General features: G+C 29.3%; 21 protein-coding genes. 19 read left to right on the forward strand and 2 right to left on the reverse strand.

The features are described from left to right. Positions 1–16: 16 nt before the first annotated feature. From B3J31_RS02815 to nifJ, 6 genes are all read left to right on the forward strand, one after another. On the forward strand, positions 17–751 hold the full coding sequence (locus B3J31_RS02815) for a response regulator (protein WP_167403096.1): 735 nt from the start codon (positions 17–19) through the stop codon (positions 749–751). After that, positions 738–1,967: a sensor histidine kinase gene (locus B3J31_RS02820; protein WP_346873576.1), complete on the forward strand. Its 1,230-nt coding sequence runs from the start codon at positions 738–740 to the stop codon at positions 1,965–1,967. The genes B3J31_RS02815 and B3J31_RS02820 overlap by 14 nt, the downstream gene beginning before the upstream one ends. A 246-nt stretch (positions 1,968–2,213) precedes the next feature. After that, a complete protein-coding gene (locus B3J31_RS02825) occupies positions 2,214–3,017 on the forward strand; it encodes a hypothetical protein (protein ID WP_346873577.1) in 804 nt (267 codons plus the stop codon). Positions 3,018–3,030: 13 nt separating this feature from the next. Beyond that, the gene (locus B3J31_RS02830; RefSeq protein WP_346873578.1) at positions 3,031–4,164 is read left to right on the forward strand and encodes an ATP-binding protein; all 1,134 of its coding nucleotides are present in this window, start codon (positions 3,031–3,033) and stop codon (positions 4,162–4,164) included. A gap of 6 nt (positions 4,165–4,170) precedes the next feature. Then, positions 4,171–5,574 (forward strand): VWA-like domain-containing protein, encoded by a 1,404-nt coding sequence (locus tag B3J31_RS02835; RefSeq protein WP_346873579.1) that lies wholly within the window; start codon positions 4,171–4,173, stop codon positions 5,572–5,574. A gap of 279 nt (positions 5,575–5,853) precedes the next feature. Continuing rightward, a complete protein-coding gene (gene nifJ / locus B3J31_RS02840) occupies positions 5,854–9,372 on the forward strand; it encodes a pyruvate:ferredoxin (flavodoxin) oxidoreductase (protein WP_346873580.1) in 3,519 nt (1,172 codons plus the stop codon). Positions 9,373–9,426: 54 nt separating this feature from the next. Here nifJ and B3J31_RS02845 read toward each other — a convergent pair whose 3' ends face one another. Together B3J31_RS02845 and B3J31_RS02850 are read right to left on the reverse strand one after the other, a co-directional pair. Then, on the reverse strand, positions 9,427–9,558 hold the full coding sequence (locus B3J31_RS02845) for a hypothetical protein (protein ID WP_346873581.1): 132 nt from the start codon (positions 9,556–9,558) through the stop codon (positions 9,427–9,429). Between the two features lie 22 nt (positions 9,559–9,580). After that, a complete protein-coding gene (locus tag B3J31_RS02850; protein WP_346873582.1) occupies positions 9,581–10,501 on the reverse strand; it encodes a type II CAAX endopeptidase family protein in 921 nt (306 codons plus the stop codon). A 256-nt stretch (positions 10,502–10,757) separates the two neighbouring features. Here B3J31_RS02850 and aroB point away from each other — a divergent pair, with 256 nt between their 5' ends. The 13 genes from aroB (at position 10,758) to B3J31_RS02915 (ending at position 23,172) form a co-directional block, all read left to right on the forward strand. Further along, positions 10,758–11,819 (forward strand): 3-dehydroquinate synthase, encoded by a 1,062-nt coding sequence (gene aroB / locus B3J31_RS02855; RefSeq protein ID WP_346873583.1) that lies wholly within the window; start codon positions 10,758–10,760, stop codon positions 11,817–11,819. An 11-nt stretch (positions 11,820–11,830) separates the two neighbouring features. Further along, positions 11,831–13,114 (forward strand): 3-phosphoshikimate 1-carboxyvinyltransferase, encoded by a 1,284-nt coding sequence (gene aroA, locus B3J31_RS02860; RefSeq protein ID WP_346873584.1) that lies wholly within the window; start codon positions 11,831–11,833, stop codon positions 13,112–13,114. Further along, entirely contained in the window at positions 13,092–14,168 is a 1,077-nt protein-coding gene (gene aroC / locus B3J31_RS02865) for a chorismate synthase (protein ID WP_346873585.1), read from the forward strand. Before aroA ends, aroC begins: the two co-directional genes overlap by 23 nt. Before the next feature lie 35 nt (positions 14,169–14,203). Further along, positions 14,204–14,710, forward strand: coding sequence for a shikimate kinase (locus B3J31_RS02870; protein WP_346873586.1), 507 nt, complete (start codon positions 14,204–14,206; stop codon positions 14,708–14,710). A gap of 95 nt (positions 14,711–14,805) precedes the next feature. After that, positions 14,806–15,960 (forward strand): helix-turn-helix domain-containing protein, encoded by a 1,155-nt coding sequence (locus B3J31_RS02875; RefSeq protein ID WP_346873587.1) that lies wholly within the window; start codon positions 14,806–14,808, stop codon positions 15,958–15,960. A gap of 668 nt (positions 15,961–16,628) precedes the next feature. Next, positions 16,629–17,426: a hypothetical protein gene (locus B3J31_RS02880; RefSeq protein WP_150845396.1), complete on the forward strand. Its 798-nt coding sequence runs from the start codon at positions 16,629–16,631 to the stop codon at positions 17,424–17,426. Positions 17,427–17,672: 246 nt separating this feature from the next. After that, positions 17,673–17,852 carry a hypothetical protein gene (locus B3J31_RS02885; protein WP_150845397.1) on the forward strand — a complete coding sequence of 60 codons (180 nt, stop codon included), beginning with the start codon at positions 17,673–17,675 and terminating at the stop codon, positions 17,850–17,852. Positions 17,853–18,713: 861 nt separating this feature from the next. After that, positions 18,714–19,187, forward strand: coding sequence for a DUF3990 domain-containing protein (locus tag B3J31_RS02890; protein WP_150845398.1), 474 nt, complete (start codon positions 18,714–18,716; stop codon positions 19,185–19,187). Beyond that, the gene (locus B3J31_RS02895) at positions 19,177–19,644 is read left to right on the forward strand and encodes a hypothetical protein (protein WP_150845399.1); all 468 of its coding nucleotides are present in this window, start codon (positions 19,177–19,179) and stop codon (positions 19,642–19,644) included. The genes B3J31_RS02890 and B3J31_RS02895 overlap by 11 nt, the downstream gene beginning before the upstream one ends. A 746-nt stretch (positions 19,645–20,390) precedes the next feature. Next, complete coding sequence (locus tag B3J31_RS02900) at positions 20,391–21,515, forward strand: hypothetical protein (protein WP_150845400.1); 1,125 nt, start codon at positions 20,391–20,393, stop codon at positions 21,513–21,515. Positions 21,516–22,020: 505 nt separating this feature from the next. After that, positions 22,021–22,395 (forward strand): cysteine peptidase family C39 domain-containing protein, encoded by a 375-nt coding sequence (locus tag B3J31_RS02905; RefSeq protein WP_414632863.1) that lies wholly within the window; start codon positions 22,021–22,023, stop codon positions 22,393–22,395. Positions 22,396–22,510: 115 nt separating this feature from the next. After that, on the forward strand, positions 22,511–22,834 hold the full coding sequence (locus tag B3J31_RS02910) for a hypothetical protein (protein ID WP_150845401.1): 324 nt from the start codon (positions 22,511–22,513) through the stop codon (positions 22,832–22,834). Between the two features lie 38 nt (positions 22,835–22,872). Next, positions 22,873–23,172, forward strand: coding sequence for a hypothetical protein (locus B3J31_RS02915; protein ID WP_346873588.1), 300 nt, complete (start codon positions 22,873–22,875; stop codon positions 23,170–23,172).

Here is a 23,172-nt window from a genome sequence, read left to right on the forward strand (position 1 = left end):
GTTAGGGGTGATGAAGATGCAATTATTGTTAATAGAAGATGATATTATTCAAAGTGATAATTTGTCTAACCTAATTAAAGAAAGCTATAATAATGTGGAGCTCCTAACGGCACATTCATTTAAAGAGTCATTAAAAATCATTAGTGAAAAAAATATTGACTTATTTTTTATTGACATCAATTTACCAGATGGATCTGGGATAGATATAGCTAAAAAAATTAGAGCCATGGAAGGTTATGAATTAAAAGGAATAGTATTTATAACAAGTCAAGGTTATCAGATGGTAGATGCATTTAAAAATATACATTGTTATGATTTTTTAATAAAGCCTTATAATAAAGAAGATATTAAAAGAATCATAGATATATTTATGAAAGAAAATGTTAAGAAAAATGATAATCGAAAGTATAGTATGATAACTATAGATAATAAAATAACCTATAAACTCTATCATGATGATTTAGTTTTCGTTGAGTATATACCGAGGAAGTGCAAAATTGTAACAGTTAAGAATGGAGTAATTTATGCAAAATTATCTCTAGGAAAACTTTTAAGTATGATAGAATCAAACAGTATAGTGCAGTGCCATAAATCCTTTATTGTAAACACTAAATATATAAAAAGAATAGACAAGATGTATACTAAGTTATGGAAAGTGCATTTTGTTAACATTAGTGACATTATTGACTTATCTATAAGTTACTGTGAAAAAGTATTTGAAATTTTAGGGGATGAAAATGAGTATAAATAATTTTTTAGAGTTGTTTACATTGGGTATGATTTGCAATATTTTGTTTGATAAGATTAAAATTAAAAATATTTTAATTTCTATTATATTAGCATTTGTTTTTGGTAGTGTTATAAAAATACCAGTAGTTACTATAGGCGCTTTAACTATAATATATGCATTCATAAATAAATTTTTACATAATGACACTTTTTATAAATCTCTAATAAAGATAACTATATCATTATTAGTTTTAATGATAGCAGAAAGTATTGTTGGAATTATAGTAGGTATATTAGATATAAATACAGAAAGTATAAATTTAACCTTAACATTGGCGGGGGTATTTACAATTACCTTAGGTACTATATATTATTTTACTAAATATGTTAAGTTGAATATTTCAACTATACCTAAGATAAGTACTAAAATTATCATAACAGGAATAGTGAATTTATTTCTAATATTAACTATATTAATATTTATAAATGATAGTCACTTTATAGGCAGTGGATTAAGAATTGGATTATTTTCAGCATTGTTAGTATTCATTATAATAACTATGACTTTATGTAGAGATATATATAAAATTATGAAGGAGAATGAGATATTAGAAATTCAAAATAAATATAATTTGATTTTAAATGAGTATATTGAGAAGTTAAGGGCTAGTGAACATGAATATAAAAATCATTTAAATGTGATATACTCTACCCTTCAGGTGGGAAATTATGATGAAGTTAATAAAGTAATAAAGAAGTATATAGATGATATAACTTATAAAGATACTTTAACAAAGCTAATGACAATAGATAATATAATTTTAAGAGCTCTTATTTATAGTAAAATTTGTGAAGCAGAAAAAGCCGATGTAAATATAAAGTATAATATTAAAAATAGCTTGAATAATATAAAGATTAGCCAATCAGATATGGTAATTATATTAACTAATTTATTAAATAACGCTATAGAAGCAGCTAAGGAGAGTCCCAATAAATTAGTTGATATATATATAGATGAAGATTATTCAACTAACGGTAGATATGTTATCACTATAAAAAATACTGTAAAAGATATGAATAAAATAAATATATCCTCAATGTTTAAAGAAGGATATTCAACTAAGGGTTCTAGTAGGGGCTACGGACTACATAATGTGCAAAAAATAGTGAGTGGTAATAAAGGTAATATTTTAATAGAAACAGACGACGATATGCTTTCTGTTGAAATACATATTTAAAAACTTAAAAAATTTTAAAAATGGATATCAATTAATTTTGATATCCATTTTTTCGAAAATAATCATATATACCTTGAAGAAATTATAAAAAAATATTCAATAAAGTACTTTTAAATATACTATAAAATGATATAATTAAATGGATAATTATTATTAGTTAATAAAGTTATTATTTAGTAAAGGTTATGCAGCTATAAGATTTTTTACAAATCTTATATGTGCTATGAACCTAGGAGGAATATGGTTATGGATTATAATAGAGCTATAGAAATGGTAAAGAGGAATCCAATTATTATAAAAACTATAAAGAACCCAACAGAGGAAATGAAGCTTTTGGCTGTAGAGAAGGATGGAATGTCTCTACAGTATATAAAAAATCCAACAGAGGAAATGAATATAAAAGCACTAAGAAGTAATATAAATGCTATTGAATTTATAGATGAGCCTACCTTAGAAATGAAAGAGTATGCAGTAAAGGAAAGCTGGAATACTTTAAAATATATAGATGCTCCTAGTGAAGAACTAGTAAATCTAGGGATTGAACAAAAGGGATGGGCTATTCAGTATATAAAGAATCCTAGCTGTCATCTTCAGAGGTTGGCTATTGAGAAAAATTATGATTCCATTAAGTATATAGAAAATCCTTGTGAAGAGGTGCAGCTAGCGGCTGTAAATATTAGCTATGATGCCCTAAGGTATATTAATAATCCTAGTGAAAAAGCTGAGATATCTGCCATTAGAAATAATGAAGCTGCTATTAAGTTTGTTCATAATCTAGATAAAGAAAAGATGATAAAATTTTTAAAAGAAAATATACTAGTAATTAAGTATCTTATAAAAGATATTTCTATAGAAGAGCTCGAAGGAGTATTAAAAGAAAGATTATCTAGTGAAGATATAGAAGAGAGCTATGTAAGAAATTTTATCAATTGTGAAAGTATAAATAAAAAGTATAATAATATTTCTATGGATAAGATTATATTTATTCATAAGTATGGAAGTAGTAGAGCAAAAAGAGTTGCTATAGATGAAAAGCTAAAGATTATGTAGGAGGATAATGCAAATGAACTTTAATGATACATTAAAAAGTGTAGAGCTAGTAATAGAAACTAATGAAGTACCTCTTATTGTAGGAGAGAGTGGGATAGGAAAAACTGCTCTTGCAAAGACTTTGGCAAAACAAAGAAAATGGAGTTTAGTTGTTATAGATGGAAACCTTCTAAAAGAGGGTGAAATAGGTGGGCTCCCTACGGTGGAAGAATATACTATTAAGGACGAACATGGAAGAGTAGTAAGTAAAAAGGCAACTATCTATGGTATTCATACAAAGCTTAGAGAAATAGATAATCTTATTTTAGAAGGTAAAGATGTACTTTTATTTATAGATGAAATAAATAGGTGTGAGCATAGTGTACAACAAGAGCTTATGAATTTGATATTAAATAGAGAGATAAATGGATATAAGCTTCATGATAAAGTAAAGATATTAGCTGCAATGAATCCATCCAGTAAATACGGCTCAGACTTTGATTATCAAGTAGTAGATATGGATGCTGCCCAAGAAAATCGCTTTGTTTGGCTTAACATGGAAAGTGATGCAAAGGGGTGGATTAAATGGGCTTCAGAAAATAAAGTTGACAGAAAAGTAATAGAGTTTATATCTACTTTCCCAGAGCATCTTCATAGCATTAATGAAGATGATATAAGGGCTACACCGCGAAGCTTTGAAAGAGTGTCTAAAAGTTATAAGTTATATAAAGAAAATAAAGACAGTATACCAAGAAGAGTATTTTTAAATGTTTTAAGGGGGAATCTTGGAAGAATTATTGCAGAGCAGCTTATGGATTTTATAGAATCGGATAATACTGCTTTAATTTCTCCAGAAGAAATATTTGAAGAAGAAGTTTTATCAGAGCAGGTTAAAATTAGAATATCCAATGAGAGCCACACTAGATTATATTTAACAGGTAGTAATATGATAAATTATATTAGCAGCAAAGTTGAAGAGCTAGAAGGAGCAGCTATAAATAAAGTTATAGATAGATTTGTAGAGTTCCTTAGCTTTTATCCAGTAGATTTAATGATTGGAATTATGCAGGATATGCGAGAAAGACAAAAGAAAATATATGATTTCATATTAGAAAATGAAGACTTTGTAGAGAATTACTTTGCCGCTTACACTGAGATAAAAGGGTAGATAGCCATGAGTAAGAATTTTGAAGAATTAAGGGTTAAGCTTTATAATAGGGTAACTAATATAGTTAATAGTGGAGAGATGTTTAAAGCCAGAAGAGATGGCGAAAAATTTGTAGTAGATATGCCAGAAGATTTGAAGTTAGAGTTTTATAGACTAGCAGATAGAGTAAATCTAGCCTTGATGGAAGATAATGAAAATTTCTATGGATACTTTTTATTTCAGGTAAAAAGAGAAATAAGATATGATATAGCTACACCTACATCTATTAGTTTTAAGGGAGCTAAATATATAATTTATTTTAATCCTCTTATATTTTTACAACTCAACTTGAGTCAGATGCAAGGAACTATAAAACATGAAATTCATCATATTTTAGCATTACATTTAGTAAGAGCAAAGGAGTTAAGAAAAAAGTACAGTACTCTAGCTGTTAATATGGCTATGGACATAGTGGCAAATCAATATATTGATTTCTTACCTTCCTATGCAACTACCTTAGAATGGGTAAATACAAAATATAATTTAAAGCTAGAACCATATAATTCTATGGAGTACTATGTAAGAGAAATTCAGGGTGAATTGGATTTGTTAGAAGAAGATAGTGAAGGAGAAGAGGATGATTCTAAAGTCGATGCTAAGGATGAATATGATCCTAAAAAGACTCATGATACTTGGGATGAATCTGATGATATAGATGATAAAACTCTGAAGTCTTTTACGGAAAAATTTGCAGAGCTTTCTAGCAAAGGAAAGCTTCCAATAGAGATAGAAGCTATGCTAAAAACTTTAAAGGGAAGTGAAAATGAAATCCCATGGAATATTTATTTGAAAAAAATGATGGGAACCTTAGAGAGTAGTAAGAAGAAAACTGTAACAAGAAGAAGTCGAAGACAACCTAATAGATTAGATTTAAAAGGGGAGTTAAGAGGGCATAGGGCTAAAATTGCTGTAGCTATAGATATAAGTGGAAGTATAAGTGATGCTGAGTTTATGCAATCTATGAAAGAAGTACTTTCAATAGTAAAAAATTATAATAGTGAAGTAACTATAATAGAGTGTGATAGCAATATTAGAAGAGCATATAGGGTTAAGTCTGTAAAGGATATAAGAGAAAGGGTTACTAAAGGGGGAGGAACACAGTTTACTCCTGTATTTGAATATATAAATAACACTGATACTAACTTACTTATATATTTTACCGATGGTAAAGGTGAAAATAAATTAAAGGTTACTCCAAAAGGTTATAGAACTTTATGGATAATATCAGGCAGAGGATATAAATTATCTTTAAATGAGCCTTATGGAATAGTAAAGAGGCTTAAGGCTATAGAAGATAAGGATGAGTTTATAGATATACATGATGTAAGAAATGATGGTTGGTCCATGAATAGTGTTGAACCTACAATATAGAGTATTAAAAATTATATAGTTTTACCAGTGAGGCTTTAACAAAATGGGTAACTCTGTTTTATTAAAGCCTCATTTTCTTATAGTTAAGTAATAAGTTTTTAATAAATTTTAATGCTATACATAATATCCACTTATTTAGCTCAACATATAAATGGTATAAGAGTAAAAATTAAAGCTTTATAACTTAGAGCAAAGTAACAAAAGGCTATTGAGGCATTAGGTATATGTCTAAATACCTTCATACCAATATATTTAAACTGTAAGAAAAGAGGTAATAACATGAGAAAAATGAAGACTATGGATGGTAATACAGCAGCAGCTCATATATCCTATGCATTTACAGAAGTAGCTGCTATATTCCCAATTACACCATCTACACCTATGGCGGAGCTAGTAGATGAATGGGCTGCTAAGGGAAGAAAAAATATATTTGGTCATCCTGTTAAAGTAGTAGAGATGCAATCTGAGGCAGGGGCAGCTGGAGCATTACATGGTTCCTTACAAGCAGGAGCTCTATCATCTACATATACAGCATCACAAGGTCTATTACTTATGATACCTAACATGTATAGGATGGTAGGAGAAAGATTACCTGGAGTTATACATGTTGCAGCTAGAGCTCTTACTACGTCATCCTTAAGTATATTTGGTGACCATCAAGATGTTATGGCTACAAGACAAACAGGATTTGCAATGCTTGCAGAAGGTTCTGTTCAGGAGGTTATGGATTTAGCAGCAGTAGCACATTTAAGTGCTATAAGGGCTAGAATGCCATTTCTTAGTTTCTTTGATGGCTTTAGAATTTCCCATGAAATACAAAAGGTTGAGGTTATAGAGCAGGAGGAACTTGCAAAACTAGTAGACTATAAAGCTATTGATGAGTTCAGAAAAAATGCTTTAAATCCAGATCATCCAGTTACAAGGGGAACTGCTCAAAACCCTGATTTATATTTCCAAATGTGTGAATCACTTAATAGATACTATGAAGATATACCTACTGTAGTAGAAAATTATATGAGTGAAATAACAAAACTAACAGGAAGAGAATATCACTGTTTTGATTACTATGGAGCACCGGATGCAGATAGGATAATCATATCAATGGGTTCTGTATCTGAAGTAGTTGAGGAAACTATAGATTATCTAAGAGCTAAGGGAGAAAAGATAGGACTTGTAAAAGTAAGACTTTATAGACCTTTCTCTATAGAGAAGTTTATAAAAGCTATGCCAAGTACAGTTAAGAAGATAGCAGTACTTGATAGAACTAAGGAGCCAGGTTCTATAGGTGAGCCTCTTTATCTAGATGTAGTAAGAGCACTATTTGGAAAAGAAAATGCTCCATTAGTAGTAGGTGGAAGATTTGGACTTGGTTCAAAGGATCCAATTCCAGCTCATATAGCTGCCGTATTTGAAAATCTCAAAGAAGATAAACCTAAGGATAGGTTTACCATAGGAATAATTGATGATGTTACACACTCATCTTTAATGCCAAAGGAGGATATAGATGCTACGCCAGAAGGCACAACCTCATGTAAGTTCTGGGGATTAGGTTCTGACGGTACCGTTGGAGCTAATAAGAGTGCTATAAAGATTATTGGAGATCATACAGACATGTATGCTCAAGGATATTTCTCTTATGATTCTAAGAAATCAGGTGGAATAACTGTTTCTCACTTAAGATTTGGTAATAAACCAATTAAATCTCACTATACCATTGACAAAGCAGATTTTGTTGCTTGCCATAACCAATCCTATGTCTATAGCTATAACTTATTACAAGGATTAAAGAAGGGTGGAAAATTCCTTTTAAATACTCAATGGACAGAAAAAGATTTAGAAGATAGATTACCAGCTGACTTAAAAAGATATATATCAGAAAATAATATAGAGCTCTACATCATAAATGCAGTTAAAATAGCCCAAGAAATTGGGTTAGGTGGAAGAATAAATATGATAATGCAAGCTGCCTTCTTTAAGATAGCAGATATCATACCTATTGAAGATGCAGTAAAATATTTAAAAGAAGCAGTTATAACTTCCTATGGTAAGAAGGGTGAAAAAGTTGTAAATATGAACCACGCTGCCATTGATTCAGGAATAAATTCTATAACTAAGATAGAAGTTTCAAGTAAATGGAAAGATGCTAAGGATGATAAGTTAGATATAATGAAGGAGTATCCTACATTTATTAAGGATATTGTAGAGCCAATGAATAGGATGGAAGGAGATGCTATTCCAGTTTCTACATTGGTTAGAGAAGGAGTAGATGATGGTACTTTCATGGCAGGTACTACTGCCTTTGAGAAGAGAGGAATAGCAGTAAATGTGCCACAGTGGATTCCAGAGAATTGTATTCAATGTAATCAATGTTCATATGTATGTCCACACGCCACTATTAGAGCCTTCCTATTAGATGAGAAAGAAAAAGAAAATGCTCCAAAGGATATGAAGTTACTAGAAGCTAAAGCTCTTAAAACTGAAGCTCCAATGTTCTTCCATATAGGAGTTACACCTTTGGATTGTACTGGATGTGGAAACTGTGCAGAGGTTTGTCCAGCTAAAGAAAAAGCTTTAGTTATGAAGCCACAGGATAGTCAACATGATCAAATAGAAGTTTGGAATTATGTTGTAGAAAAAGTTGCAAACAAGAAGAATCCATTGAACAAAAATACTGTGAAGGGTAGTCAATTTGAGCAACCTCTCCTTGAATTCTCAGGTGCATGTGCAGGATGTGGAGAAACTCCATATGCTAAACTTGTAACTCAATTATTTGGAGATAGAATGATGGTAGCTAATGCTACTGGTTGTTCATCAATTTGGGCAGCTGGAGGACCTTCAACAGCCTATAGACCTAATAAAGAAGGCTATGGACCAGCATGGGCTAACTCACTCTTTGAAGATAATGCTGAGTATGGTTTTGGAATGTTTATGGCTGTTAAAACCATAAGAGAAAGAATTGCACAAAATATAAGAGAAGCTCTAAGTGGGAATATTTCAGAGGGAGCTAAGCCTGTGTTACAGGATTGGTTAGATAACATGGATAAGAGTGAAGGTACAAGAGATAGAGCAACTAAGTTAACCCAAGTTCTTCAGAAAGAAAATAGTGAAATAGCTAAGAAGATACTAGAAGATAAAGAATTCTTTGTTAAGAGATCTCAATGGCTATTTGGAGGAGATGGATGGGCTTATGATATAGGATATGGTGGCCTTGACCATGTATTGGCATCAGGAGAGAATGTAAATGTATTAGTTTTTGATACAGAAGTTTATTCTAATACAGGAGGTCAATCATCAAAATCAACTCCAACGGCTGCGGTAGCTAAGTTTGCAGCATCAGGAAAACGAACTAAGAAGAAGGATTTAGGAATGATGGCTATGAGCTATGGTTATGTATATGTAGCTCAAGTATCCATGGGAGCAGATAAAAATCAGACTATAAAAGCTATTTCAGAAGCTGAAGCTTATGATGGACCATCATTAATAATAGCTTACTCTACATGTATTAATCATGGTATTAAAGCTGGAATGTCTTATTCACAAGAAGAACAGAAGAGAGCAGTAGAGTGTGGATATTGGACTTTATATAGGTATAATCCGGATTTAAAAGGAACTAAGAATCCGTTCTCCTTAGATTCAAAAGCGCCAAATGGAAGCTTTAAAGACTACCTATTAGGTGAGGTTAGATATGCATCCTTAGCCAAGGTATTCCCAGAAGTAGCAGAGGAATTATTTGCAAAGACAGAAGCAGATGCTATGGAAAGATATAATAACTATAAGAAGTTATCAGCTCAAGAATAAAAAATTAGAAGACCATGTCATAGTTATGATGTGGTCTTCTATAATTTAGATACATTATGAGTTTTTATTAATATAAATTTTTAAAGCTTTAATCATAAGTACCAGTGCATAAATACCTAAACCCCAAAACAATAAAATTATGGGGAAAACAATTAACATAGGAATAAAAGCAAGTAAAGTCTCCATAAAAGCCTCCTTATAATATAATTTAATATGATTCACTTGGTGATGTAGAGATAGATTTTTTAGGAATAAATACTGCAAGCAATGTAGATATAATTAATACAATTGTACAAGCAAGGCCACCCTCAGCTCCGAAGTTACCACCAGATAGTAAAGAGTTACTAAAACTGTTAACTTTCAAAATAGAAGGGCCTATGTTCATTCCACTAACAAGAATTCCATATATATTACCTTGTGCAAAGTTCCACATGGTGTGAATTGCACATACTCCAATAATATTATCTGTACGATAGGCATAAACGGAAAAGAATATACCAACTAAAATAATATTAATCATTGGTAGTATAGAAAATCCTGAATTGAAAATGTGGAGAAACCCAAATAAACAGGAGTTCAAAATAATACCGAGAATAATTCCATTTTTAGCAGCAATGGAAGTTAATAAAAAGCCTCTACATAGAAATTCTTCACTGGCACCTTGTATCATAAAACCAATAAAGAAAATAATAATTAGAGGAAGAGAAGACAGAGTAACCTTAACAAAGGATAATTGTCCAGAAATCATTAGAATCAATACAACAGCACTAAACATAATAAGTCCTACTATTAATCCAATGCCATATTCTTTAAAAGCACCTTTTTTTATTAACCCCATAGAGCGAAGATTTCTTTTTTCGCTAAATTTGCAGTATAAAATACAGATTATAATTAAAAATCCAGTACCAAATAAATTTATAAGAGTTAAAGTTTCATTATCCATAGTCATAGATAAGCCATTGGATTTAATCACAGTTATAAAACCTATTATTGCCATAGGAATCACAAGAATAAATTGACTTACTAAAATAAGAACTAAGGATATAAGTAAGTTGAGAAATGGATTGTGTTTTAGTTTAGCTTTTTTTGCTTCCTCAATCATAACGGAAGGTGTGTTAAAAAATTTCATAAGAATCCCCCAATTTAAATTATAAAATATACACAGTAATGTATATGTAACATTATATTATATTTTACACTATTTATATTAATTCACAATATATATAGTGCAAAAGGAGTAATTTAATACATAAGTTTCTATTAATGAGTTCATATGTGAAAATATAATTCATTAATGTATAATAATTAGTAATAAATAACTTATAATAACAGTAAGTAACTATTTAAAATAAAATGAGAGAACAATAAAGCGGAGGAAGATAATTATGAGAAATTTACAAATAAACCTTCCCAATAATCAATATGAAATTTTTATTAAATCAGGAATTATAAACAGTATAGGTGAAGAGATTTCAAATATATATGAAGGAAATAAAATAGCTTTAATTACTGATGAAAATGTAGATGAATTTTATGGAGATATAGTTAAAAAATCTTTAGAAGATAATGATTTTAAAGTTTTAAAAGTAGTTTTGAACCCTGGTGAAGGTAGTAAATCAATAGAATCTTTAATGAAGCTATATAATGAACTTTTAGATTTTAAGTTAAATAGGGGAAACTTAATTATAGCTTTAGGGGGAGGAGTCATTGGAGATTTAGCAGGCTTTTGTGCAGCTACTCTTTTAAGGGGAATTCCATTTGTTCAAGTTCCAACATCACTACTTGCCCAAATTGATTCATCTATAGGAGGTAAGGTTGCTATAGATTTACCTAGGGGAAAAAATTTAATAGGTAGTTTTTATCATCCTAAGGCAGTATATATTGATCCTCAGGTGCTTAAAACCTTAGAAAAGAGATATGTAAATGATGGGTTAGGTGAAGCTATAAAATATGGATTAATAAAGGATGAAGAGCTCTTTGAAAAGTTTGAAAGTATAGAAAGCTATGAAGCTTTATTTGAATATATAGAAGATATAATATATAAATGCTGTAGTATAAAAAAACAAGTAGTAGAGCAGGATGAAAAGGACAAGGGAGAGAGAATGATTTTAAACTTTGGTCACACCATAGGCCATGCTATAGAAAAGCTTGAAAATTACAAGGGTGTTTCCCATGGAGAAGCCGTGACTATAGGTATGTATTCTATAGCCCTTAGATGTGAGGAGTTAAATATATGTAAGGGTGGAGTTGCTAACAGAATAAAATGGCTACTAGATAAATTTAACTTGCCCTATGATTTCCAAGGGAAAACCAGAGGAGATATTATTGATGCTATTTCAGTAGATAAAAAGACAATAGGAGATTTTATAAACTTAATTCTTATTGAAGACATAGGTAAGGTTTTTATTCATAAAGCCAGTCATGAAGAATTAGGAAAATTTATTTAGGAGGAAAAGCTGTGGATAAAATTATAATAAAACCCAAGTTACTTAAAGGGAATATAGTTGTTCCTTCTTCTAAAAGTTTAGGGCATAGAGGGATAATTGCAGCTGCTCTAAGTAGAGGAATATCTAGAGTTTACAATATACAACTTTCTAAGGATATTGAAGCTACTATGGAGCTAATGAAGGAGCTTGGAGCAGTTGTTAATATTGAAGATCAAAACTTATATATTGATGGAAGAAAGATGTTTTCCTATGAAAAGAAACTAGATTTAAGATGCAGAGAATCTGGCTCTACCCTAAGATTTCTAATTCCACTAGCTTTAACTAAAGATGGTGACTATATATTTCATGGAGAAGGAAAGTTAATTTCAAGACCACTAGAACCATATTATGAAATCTTTGAAGAAAAGGGTATAAAATATTCAAGGGAAGAGGACGGTTTACCTTTGAAGGTAAGTGGAAAACTTACTAGTGGTACATATAGAGTAAGGGGAGATATAAGCTCACAATTTATAACAGGGCTACTGTTTTCTCTTCCCATTTTAGAGGGCAATTCTAGAATTCAGATAACTACAAAACTAGAATCTAAGGGATATATAGATCTTACTTTAGATATTTTAAAGGATTTTGGCATAGAGATAGAAAATAATAATTATAAAGAGTTTAATATTAGAGGAGCCCAAAAATATAATTGTAGAAACTATTATGTAGAGGGAGATTATTCTCAGGGAGCCTTCTTTTTAGTGGCAGGAGCATTGGGTTCTTCTATAGTATGTTCTGGTCTAAATAAGGATTCTCTTCAAGGAGATAAGGTCATATTAGATATTTTAGAAGCTATGGGATGTAATGTGGAAGAAAGTGAAGAAGGTATAAAAGTAAAACCTTCTAAGACTAAGGGCATAGAAATAGATGCCTCTAATTGTCCTGATTTAGTTCCGATTCTTACGGTGCTTGCTAGCCTTTCAGAGGGTGAAACTAAAATAGTAAATGCTAAAAGACTTAGAATTAAAGAGTGTGATAGACTACATGCTATAACTAAAGAGTTAAATAAACTAGGAGCAAATATAATAGAGTTAGAAGATTCTTTAATAATATCAGGAGTTAATGAATTAAAGGGTGGAGAAGTTGATTCTCACAATGATCATAGAATAGTAATGGCCTTGGCCATAGCAGCCACAAGAGCTAGGGGTAATGTAATCATAAATAATCCTAGTGCCGTAGAGAAGTCTTATCCTAATTTCTTTAAGGATTATTTTAAATTAGGGGGTGAAGGTGATGAGTTCAATTATAGGGAATAAAATAAAAGTATCAGTTTTTGGAGAATCCCATGGTGATGCCATAGGAGTTATAATTGATGGGTTACCAGCAGGGCATAGGATAAATTTTGACTTTGTTCATGAAGAAATGAGAAGAAGAGCACCAGGTAAGGATTCATTTTCTACTTCTAGAGTAGAAAAAGATATACCTAAGGTTTTAAGCGGGATTTTTGAAGAAAGAACTACAGGGGCACCACTATCAGCCATAATTGAAAATAATAATACTAAATCTAGGGATTATTCAGAGCTTAAGGTAAAGCTAAGACCAGGCCACTGTGATTACCCAGCTATGATTAAATATGAAGGATATAATGACTATAGAGGTGGTGGACATTTTTCTGGTAGGCTCACAGCTCTTTTAGTCTTTGCAGGAGCAATATGTAAGGATATTTTAAAGGAATATGATGTGTATATAGGTGCACATATAAAGTCTATTGGAAAGATAAAAGATCATGGCTTTGACAAAGTAAATATAAGAAAAGAATTATTACAAGAATTAAGGAAGGATAGATTTCCTACCTTAAATAAGATTATTTCCGAAGAAATGAAAGAAGAAATTCTAAAAGTTAAAACTTTAGGAGATTCTATTGGAGGTGTTATAGAAGGAGCTGTTATTAACCTACCAGTAGGACTTGGAAGTCCAATGTTTCACTCAGTAGAAAGTGTATTATCCCATATGCTTTTTTCTATTCCAGCAGTTAAGGGAGTAGAGTTTGGAGAAGGATTTAACATCTCAACCCTAAGAGGTAGTGAGGCAAATGACCAGTACTATATTGAAGGTGAGGACATAAAAACCTATTCTAATAATAATGGGGGGATTCTAGGTGGAATTACTAGTGGAATGCCAGTTACATTTTCAGTAGCATTTAAACCAACTCCATCTATAGCTTTACCACAGAAAACTGTAAATATAGAGACAAAAGCTGATGATATTTTAGAAATTAATGGAAGACATGATCCTTGTATAGTACAAAGAGCAGTTCCAGTGGTGGAGTGTGTCACTGCCATTGCGATTTTAGATATGATGCTTCAGTAGAATAATATATAGGTATTCTAGAAGGGAGAAGAGTTTTGAATAATATCATATTAATAGGTCTTTCAGGATGTGGGAAAACATGTCTAGGTAATATAATTAGTAGCGATGAAGAAATAAATTTTATTGACTTAGATGAATATATAGAAGAAAAAAACAACATGACTATAAAGGAAATGTTTAGCATTAGCGAAGAATACTTTAGAGATAGGGAAACAGAAGCAGTTAAACAGGTTTCTAAACTAGAAAATACTCTTATAGCCACAGGGGGTGGCATTATAAAGAGAAAAGAGAACATGGATGCCTTAGGGAAAAGTGGATGTATAATATTTATAGATAGAAAACCGGAAAAAATAATAGAAACTTTAGATATATCAAATAGACCTCTTTTAAAAGAAGGAAAAGATAAGATATATGACTTACATAAAGAAAGGTATAAGCTCTATAAAAAATATGCTCATATTACTATAGATAATAATGATAGTAAGGAAAAGGTTATTAATATTATAAAGGATATAATTAAAATTAAGCTCCATAGGCGTTAGTATTAATAGATATATTTCTTAAATCTTATCTGTTTATAAAGTCATATATGGATCCTTTTTAATATTATATTAATATAGAGAATTGAGGTGAGATCGTGGATACTAAGAAAATACTGTCTATCATAAAGCGGCAAGAAGGATTAAAGCTAGATTTCAAGCAGAAGCTATCTTTAGATTTTGAGAGTGGAAAGAAGGAACTAGCTAAAGATGTCTGTGCAATTGCTAATTCAAAGGGTGGAAGAGGATATATAGTTGTAGGTATTGAGGATAAAACAAAAGAGTTAATAGGCTTAGATGAAAGTGAAGTTTTCACAGAAGAACAAGTACAACAAATAATATCTTCTAGATGTGAGCCACCAATCCCAATCTCTGTAGATGAGTATAATATAAAGGGAAAAAGGATTTGTATAATTACAATATATGATGGAGAACAAAAGCCATATCAACTTAAGGAGAACGGAGCATTCTATATCAGAAGAGGATCTACCACTGATACTATGAGAAAACAAGAACTCGTAGAAGCTTTTGAGGAGAATTTAGACTTTTTCATTGAAACTTCTCAAGTGGTGAGAAGTGATATAAATCTTATAAATATGGAAATAGTAAAAAAATATTTTCATAAAAAAGGTATAGTAATAAATAGCTCTAATGAAAAATTTCTTATGAGAAGTGCAGGAATATCATACACAGATAATGATACTGGAGAAGAGAAATGTACCTTGGGAGGTCTGTTAGTATTCTCTGATAACAATAGTCTTTGCATACCTCAAAATATGATTAGAATAACTAATAATTTAGGTAAGGGAAAAGACCGAGTAAATGTTGTACAAGGTAATCTCTTATCTATGATAGATAAAAGTGAAGATATATTAAGAAAAATATTACCTAAGAATTATCCTATAGGAGCTATAGTTGAGGCAATAAACAATGCAGTCCTTTATAGGGAGTATTCTTCCATAGATAGAGTTATAGAAGTAGTAATATCTAGAAACAGTATAATAGTTAATAGCCCAGGACAAATGATACAGAACAATTCCACAGGAAAAAGAATTAACTATAATAGAAGAAACATGTGGCTTTATGAAAAACTAGTAACACTAGATGAAAATAAAAGATTTTTAAATAATGAAGGTGGATTTGGAAGGATAAAAAAGCCTTTCAAAAAAAATGTGACCTTTATAAACTCTAGAGCAGAAGACTGTTTTAAGGTAATTTTACCAGGAACAAAACTCTATGAAGGTAAAAAGTAGTGATATTAAGGTTAACTGGCTATAAATTCCTTATTAATTTGGAACTTATAGAATATAGAATCTATAATCAGTTAAGAAAATAATATTATAAGAAAGGCTGATTGTAAAGAGAAGAAATAATCCTTACAATTAGCCTTAAAGAATTCTTATAAAATCAAAAAAGAAATTAGTGCTATTGTCCTTAACAAATTTAATATGTGAATAATTATACAACCTATTAATATTAGAGATTTTACTGTTAATATTTCTTTAAAATGTGACTTAATCAGTGAAATACCAAGTATTAAACCTATCAAGCTTATAGCAATTATTGCAAATGATAAAATTGACAGTATTGCTAAATCACTGCCATAAAAATTAAAAGGTGATAGTGATTTAGTTATTAAAGTTATAATGATATTTAATATTGTCATTATAAAAAATAAATTGTTTTTGGTTTTAATTTTTTTTATATTCAAAATATCACTCCTTAAGATAATAATGTAAATTATATCATAAAAAAATATTTAATGGTATATTTGAAATAAGTTTAAATGAGTGTATAATAAATACATAAAATGAAATATATTTTTGTTAGTATTTCAGTATTATATTCTTTTATAAGATAAAGCATTATAAGAGGTTTTAAAGGACTACTAAAATAATTTACAATTAGGGGGGGAGAGTAAGTGAAAAAATTAAAGAATTTTTACAAAAATATTATTGGCATATTTGTAATATCGATGACAGTCACATTAATGATATCTAGTATTGCAATGGCAGCTACAAGTGAAGATAATACAAAGAAGGAACTTATATTACAGGTTGAACAATTGGTGGCTGAGTCAAAAAGCATAGGTGTGGAGATAACTGAAAATGAGGAGGGATTCAATTTCTTAAATGAAGAAGAATTGATAAATATTATATCATTGTTAAATTACTCAATAGAATGTCACAACACAGCTAAAGAGCAAGAACTTCAACATAAAATTAATACTAATAAAATTAGTGTTAATGAAGTCCAAGTGAATTCAAAAGATAACTTAGATACAGTAATAAATCCAATGGTAGTCAAAGGCGCAACTACTTATGATGTTAGGGAAGGAACTAAAGATTGTTCAATAACCAAGACAGTTCCTTATGGTGGTAAAACAAAACAGGTCACTACTAGTGTTTTAATATATGCTAGATGGGCTAATAAATGTGTTGGAAATAGTTATAATGAAGATGTTAAAGAAAGTGTTTATAAAGTAAGTCAGTATTGTGCTACCAAAGGTTCAAATATATCCTTTGGCAACATAAAATCATTTAAGCAAAATACTATAGGGATAGAAAAAAAGACAGCTTCTGGCTTTAAAGTAGTGGGTACTGGAACGTATAAGATTGATTATAAGGGTGTACAAATAGAATTCTTTGTGCCATTTTCAACAACATTTTCAAGGGATGATGGTACTTTTCAATACACTAGTAAAACAGCACCATTTTAATAAAATTCAATAAAACATCATAGATACTAGAAGTTTATTTGTATATAATTTATTTGAAAGAAATATAGATTTTATATTAGATAAGAAATACCAATTGTAAGAGATGAAATATGCCTTATAACTGGTATTTTTTACTGGAATAATATATTCAAAGAAAACATTAATTATAAGATAAAGAAAATAAAATTTAACATTAGTATAAAGCTAATTTTAGTAGTTTAGCCATTGAAAGGAGGAAAAAAGATAATGAAAAAAGTAATGTGGTTAGGTTTTTCTATAGAAATAACAGTATTGATAATAATGTTATTATTTGTTGTATTCCAGAAACCAGTACCAGGATTACTCGTTGGTATTTTTGTAGTTGGAATGTTAACAAGCATAATATCTTCATTTCTCGTACAACGAGAGAAGATTAAAGAAAATTAAACTATTTAAATATACGAAATTTTATATAGGAAACTAGTCATATTTTAAACTATGAAACTAGTTAAATATGATCCTAGGTAACTATATAACTTTTTAACTAGTTAACTAGTTGTTGGCACCGTGGGGGTTTGCGGGTTTTTTGAATATTTTTATTTATTAAATGAATAGAAATTTATATTAAATTAAGTGGAGGAGGAAAATCATAATATGAATTATTTATCAGAATTTACTGTAATTTTAACCTGTTTTTTTACCTTCTACTGTTTTAATGAATTTATGTTTTCAATACACTTATGTGATAGTGATAATATTAATAAGGATGCTTTCAATGAAGTATTATATTTTAAAAATATAATGTCAATTGTATATTTATTTTGCTTTATTTGTTTTTTTTCTTTAACTATTTTTGGCTATCTTAAGAATTGTATTTTTACTCCATGGGAAGCTAGGGTATTAGGTGTTCAAACATACATAACATTACTGATAATACTTAGTCTGTCAGAGTTTTTTAAATATAAGAAGGAAAAATATAAGATAAAGAAAACAAAAATTAGTATTAGGAGAAAACTAATTTTAGTGCTTTCAATACTTATCTTTTCTTTGATTTCCACCCTTATAAGTGCGTATATGATTTTATAATATTAATGTAAAGAGTATTTTTATAACTATGGATATAAGAGGTACTAGGATAAGCTTTTAAATTAAGAATATAAAGTATTATTATATGATATAATCTTATTAAATAAAGGTAAAACTTAAAGTAAAGTAGATAAGTTAGATAACTATCTAAATAATAGTTATATGTTTTGTAATATGAAATGTATCGAAGTGTAATGATATAAAAATATGGAGGAGTATTTTATGTTTGAAATATATCATGGAAGTAATATAGAAATAAAAGCACCTCAGCTTATTAAAGAGAGTAAATTTCATAAGGATTTTGGTGAAGGTTTTTACTGTACAAATATAAAGAAGCAAGCTATAAGATGGGCAATTAGAAAAGGAAAATCTAAAGGGTATGTAAGTACCTATAATTATGATTATATAAAAACTAAGGATCTAAACACATTAAGATTTAACGTTATGACGGAAGAATGGCTAGATTTCATTATATCTTGTAGAAATGGTAAACTTCATTCCTATGATATAGTAGAAGGACCTATGGCTGATGATGAAATATATAACTATATTAATGACTATATTAGTGGGGTTATTCCTAGACATGTATTTTGGGAACTAGCTAAATTTAGGTATCCCACCCATCAATTATGTTTCTGTAGTGAAAAGGCCCTAAGTTGTTTGCAGTGGAGAGGAAGTGAAGTATATGAGAAATGATAAATTTGATAATGAGCTGTTTTTTACCTGCTCCATTATTGAGTATATAGGTAGATTAACTAAAAATAAAAGAGCATATATAGTTAATATGCTAGGAGCAAAGGGAATTAATTTTATATATGAATTTGCAGATGTACTACATTCTGAGAACATAGATGCCGTTGCAGATGAATTTATAAGAGATTATAGTATAATAAATGGTACCTTTGATAATGTTAAAGAATGTGAAGAAGAGGGATATAGAGTCCCTTCATTTTGGGATATAGGTAAAGTTTATATGAGATTAATCATGCCCCTTTGCGATAATGAATTTAACAATGATAAGTTAGACATTTTAATAGAGGTATATAATTCTTATATAGCAGAGTGCATAGATGATTATGTAATTGGATTTTACTTTTCTAGTCCAGAATGTATATATGAAAGCTATAAAGCAGGAGAAATGCTAACGGTATAGGTAATGGGTTCAGAGAATATTTGCTACAAGGAGTGTACTACTAACTCTTCACTTCATGACTAGAGGATTTAATATAGTTAACTAGTTGGTGGCGCTGTGGGGGTTTGCGTTTTTTTTAGATATTTTTATTTATTAAATGTTGGTATTTAAATCTAGTTATTTTTTTTATTTATATAAGATATAACGCTGTATCCTATAATGTTATAATCACATTATGATAATTTTATAAATTCAGTTAATTAAAGTAACTTACATTATGGTATAATATAATTATATTGGTTACTTCCTCGATAGTAACTAAAACATGAGGGTTGATACTACTAATTGTCAACTAAAATAAAGAGTACAGGTGCTAGTTGCCTGTATAAAGCCAATGGGCTTAAATGAAGTCTAGCTTGAAGATTGAAAGCTCTCTTAATAAGAGAGCTTTTTATAAAATTATTGTGTTTATAAAGTTATTAGTGATTTTTTTTATTATTGGTATAGGCTCTGACTATTTATTTAAGTCAGGGGGAGTAGATTTTCTTAAAAGCTTTTCAATTGCACTTCGCATGTCACTAGGGATAACATATGTAATATACTCTATTATTAAAAAATAAGATAATCTATGACTTAGTATAGGATTGCAATTAGAAAAAAGAAATCCTTTAGTCGTATATGATATAATTTTATTAAAAGAAGGTAAAATTTAAAATGGATAAGTTAGGTAATTATCTAAAGAATAGTTATTTGGGGTGATAGTAATAATGAACAAATTAGATTTAAGTGAATTAGTTAATAAATATTCAAAGAATGATGAATCATATTTTAGTGGTTTACTTATGTATAAAGATAAGGAAGTTGCTATTATAGAGGATTCTAAACTAACTAAGGTTATAGACAAGTCATTATTGCCAATAATAATGTTAAATGAAAATATAGGTTCTTTTGATGTATGGTTACAAACTAGAGTTATTGATACTCATAGAACTAACTCTAGGCATGTAAGACGTAGGTTAAGTGTTAGAAGCGAAGTTCCAAATGAAATAGTTGTAAAATCCAGAGCTGTTAGTATAACTGATAGCTATTGGTTAAAATGGACTAATGAAAATTTAACATATAATAATATCAGAAGCAAACTATCAGATGGATTAAATACAATCGCTCTTTATGGGAATTCAGAAAATGTTAGATTTAATGATACTGATTTAACCCCAGAGTTAACCAATATTGGAAGCTTTGAAAAGTGTTGGAAGCTTATTGATGGAACTTGGTTCATGATTAAAAAAGCAACCTACAAAGAAAATTTCGCTGAGGTATTAATATCTAAAATAGCCATTCATCTCGGATTTAATGCTATATTATATGAACCTTTAGATCATGGAAGATTAGTAAAATCTAAAGATTTCACTAATAATGCAGAGGTAGATTTTGAACCAATGTTTTCTTTTGTAAGGGATTATTGGGATATTGATAACTCCATAGAAATAATAAATCAATTAGGCTTCATAAATGAATTTTTAGATATAACTTATATGGATGCACTGTGCTATAACATAGATAGACATACATATAATTTTGGTATTATAAGAAAAGATGGAGAACCTATTAGTTTGGCACCTAATTTTGACAATAATCTTGGTTTATCAGGGGTGTTAAATGATAAAGGATTAGAAAAAACGTGGTATTCAACGGCCTTTACAAGGCAGAATTATATACCTATTTTAAGTGCCTATAATTACAAAGCACCACATATTAACTTGGAAGAAGTATATATGATAATAAACGAAACCTTGAAAGACTTTCCAGCATTAATTGAAGAGGAAGGTTTTAATGAAGTTGTATTTAATATCATTAAAAATAATTATGATGAATTAACAAAAGCATTATAATATCATGGTAATGTGAATATACTTTAAATTATTAAATAACTATAGGAAAATAAGAAACTGTAGCTTAAATTAATAAATATAAAACCTCTGAGGAACTTATGAACTTACCTAATCTAAAGAAATGGGTGCTTGTATTTGTTAAAGATAAATGTGTTATAAATTTAGAGATAGAATAGATGTATTTGCTAAATATCTAAAACTGTAATAAAGAAATAAACTTGGTAAACAATTTAGGATATACTAATAAAAATATAGACCCTTTATCATTATGGATTTAATTAATGCTCATAATGATGAAGGGTCTTTTTAAAATTAAAGGAATATTTAAGGGGAATATTTGTAAAATAATAGAAAAATAATTGCTATTTATCATCTAAACTTGCTATTAACTTGAATTTCATGTATGAAATGTGACATTTTGTGCATTTTTCTACAAAATAGATTGATCATAGTTTACAATGTTGTTACTAAATTTAAAATTATTTAACCCGAAGGAGATTAGGTTGTGAGTTATAAAAAATATTTAGTTAGACAACAGGATATGACGGACTGTGCGGCAGCGTGCCTTGCAACAGTTTCTATGTATTATAAAAAAGAAATAACTATAATAAAACTTAGAGATGTACTAGGTACTGATATTAAAGGAACAACTTTAAAAGGTTTAGAGGATGGAGCTAATAGATTGGGTTTTGATACTAAAGCTATTAGAGTGGACAAGGAAGGATTTAAAAGTAAATATACTTTACCTGCTATAGCGCATGTTATTACTGAGGAAGGTCTTAGTCACTTTGTTATTATTCACAAAGTTAAAAAGGATAAGGTTGTTATATTAGATCCAGAAAAGGGTGTAGAGAAGAAAGTGGACTTGGACTTTTTATAATAGGATTTTTATTAATAGTAAGTGGAATTATATTAAATGAAAAATTAAGAAAAATAGTAATAAATTTTATCATAAACTTTTTTTAGATTTGGAAATAAGGGAGGAGATTTTCAAGATGAATAAAAATAAAGAATGGTTCTTTTTATATATCATTTCTCTTATATTTTTTGGCATATTTATAGCATTATTAAATATTGAGTTTATAGAAAATGTGTTTTTGGTATGCAATACTGAGACTGGAGCACTTAATTTTTTAGTTTCCATAGGCATAGGTTTAATTTTGTATATACCATTTTTTATTATTTTGGGAATGATTAACTCATGGATTTTAAATTTAGTATATATATATAGTTATAAAAGTAATAATTATGGTTTTCTATCATATCATTTCAATCAATCGGTAAGAGTAATTTTATTGATAATGGATATGTATATTTAAGCAAAAATTTGAATAAAGATAACCTTTTTCAAATAATCATGAATTCACTTAAATCACAAATTTTTGAAAAAGATTTTATTTATGATTATTTGCAAAATAATATTATCAAAGGAGAATATACTAATAATGTCATACTAGATGAGCTTTACCAAACCATTATGATAGATTCAATAAATGATGATATTAAATATTTAAATTTAGAAATTAAAGAAAAAATCGAGGAAAGCTTTAAACGAGAATGTTATTTAGATGCAAATGGATTTCTTGCTCGTTATAGATTATATAGGATGTATTGTATATATGTTTTTAAGTTTTATAAACTCGGAAGTTGTCAATAA

Origin of the sequence: Clostridium sp. UBA5988 (assembly GCF_002435615.1) — a bacterium.
GTDB classification, from domain to species: Bacteria; Bacillota; Clostridia; order Clostridiales; family Clostridiaceae; genus Clostridium_J; species Clostridium_J sulfidigenes.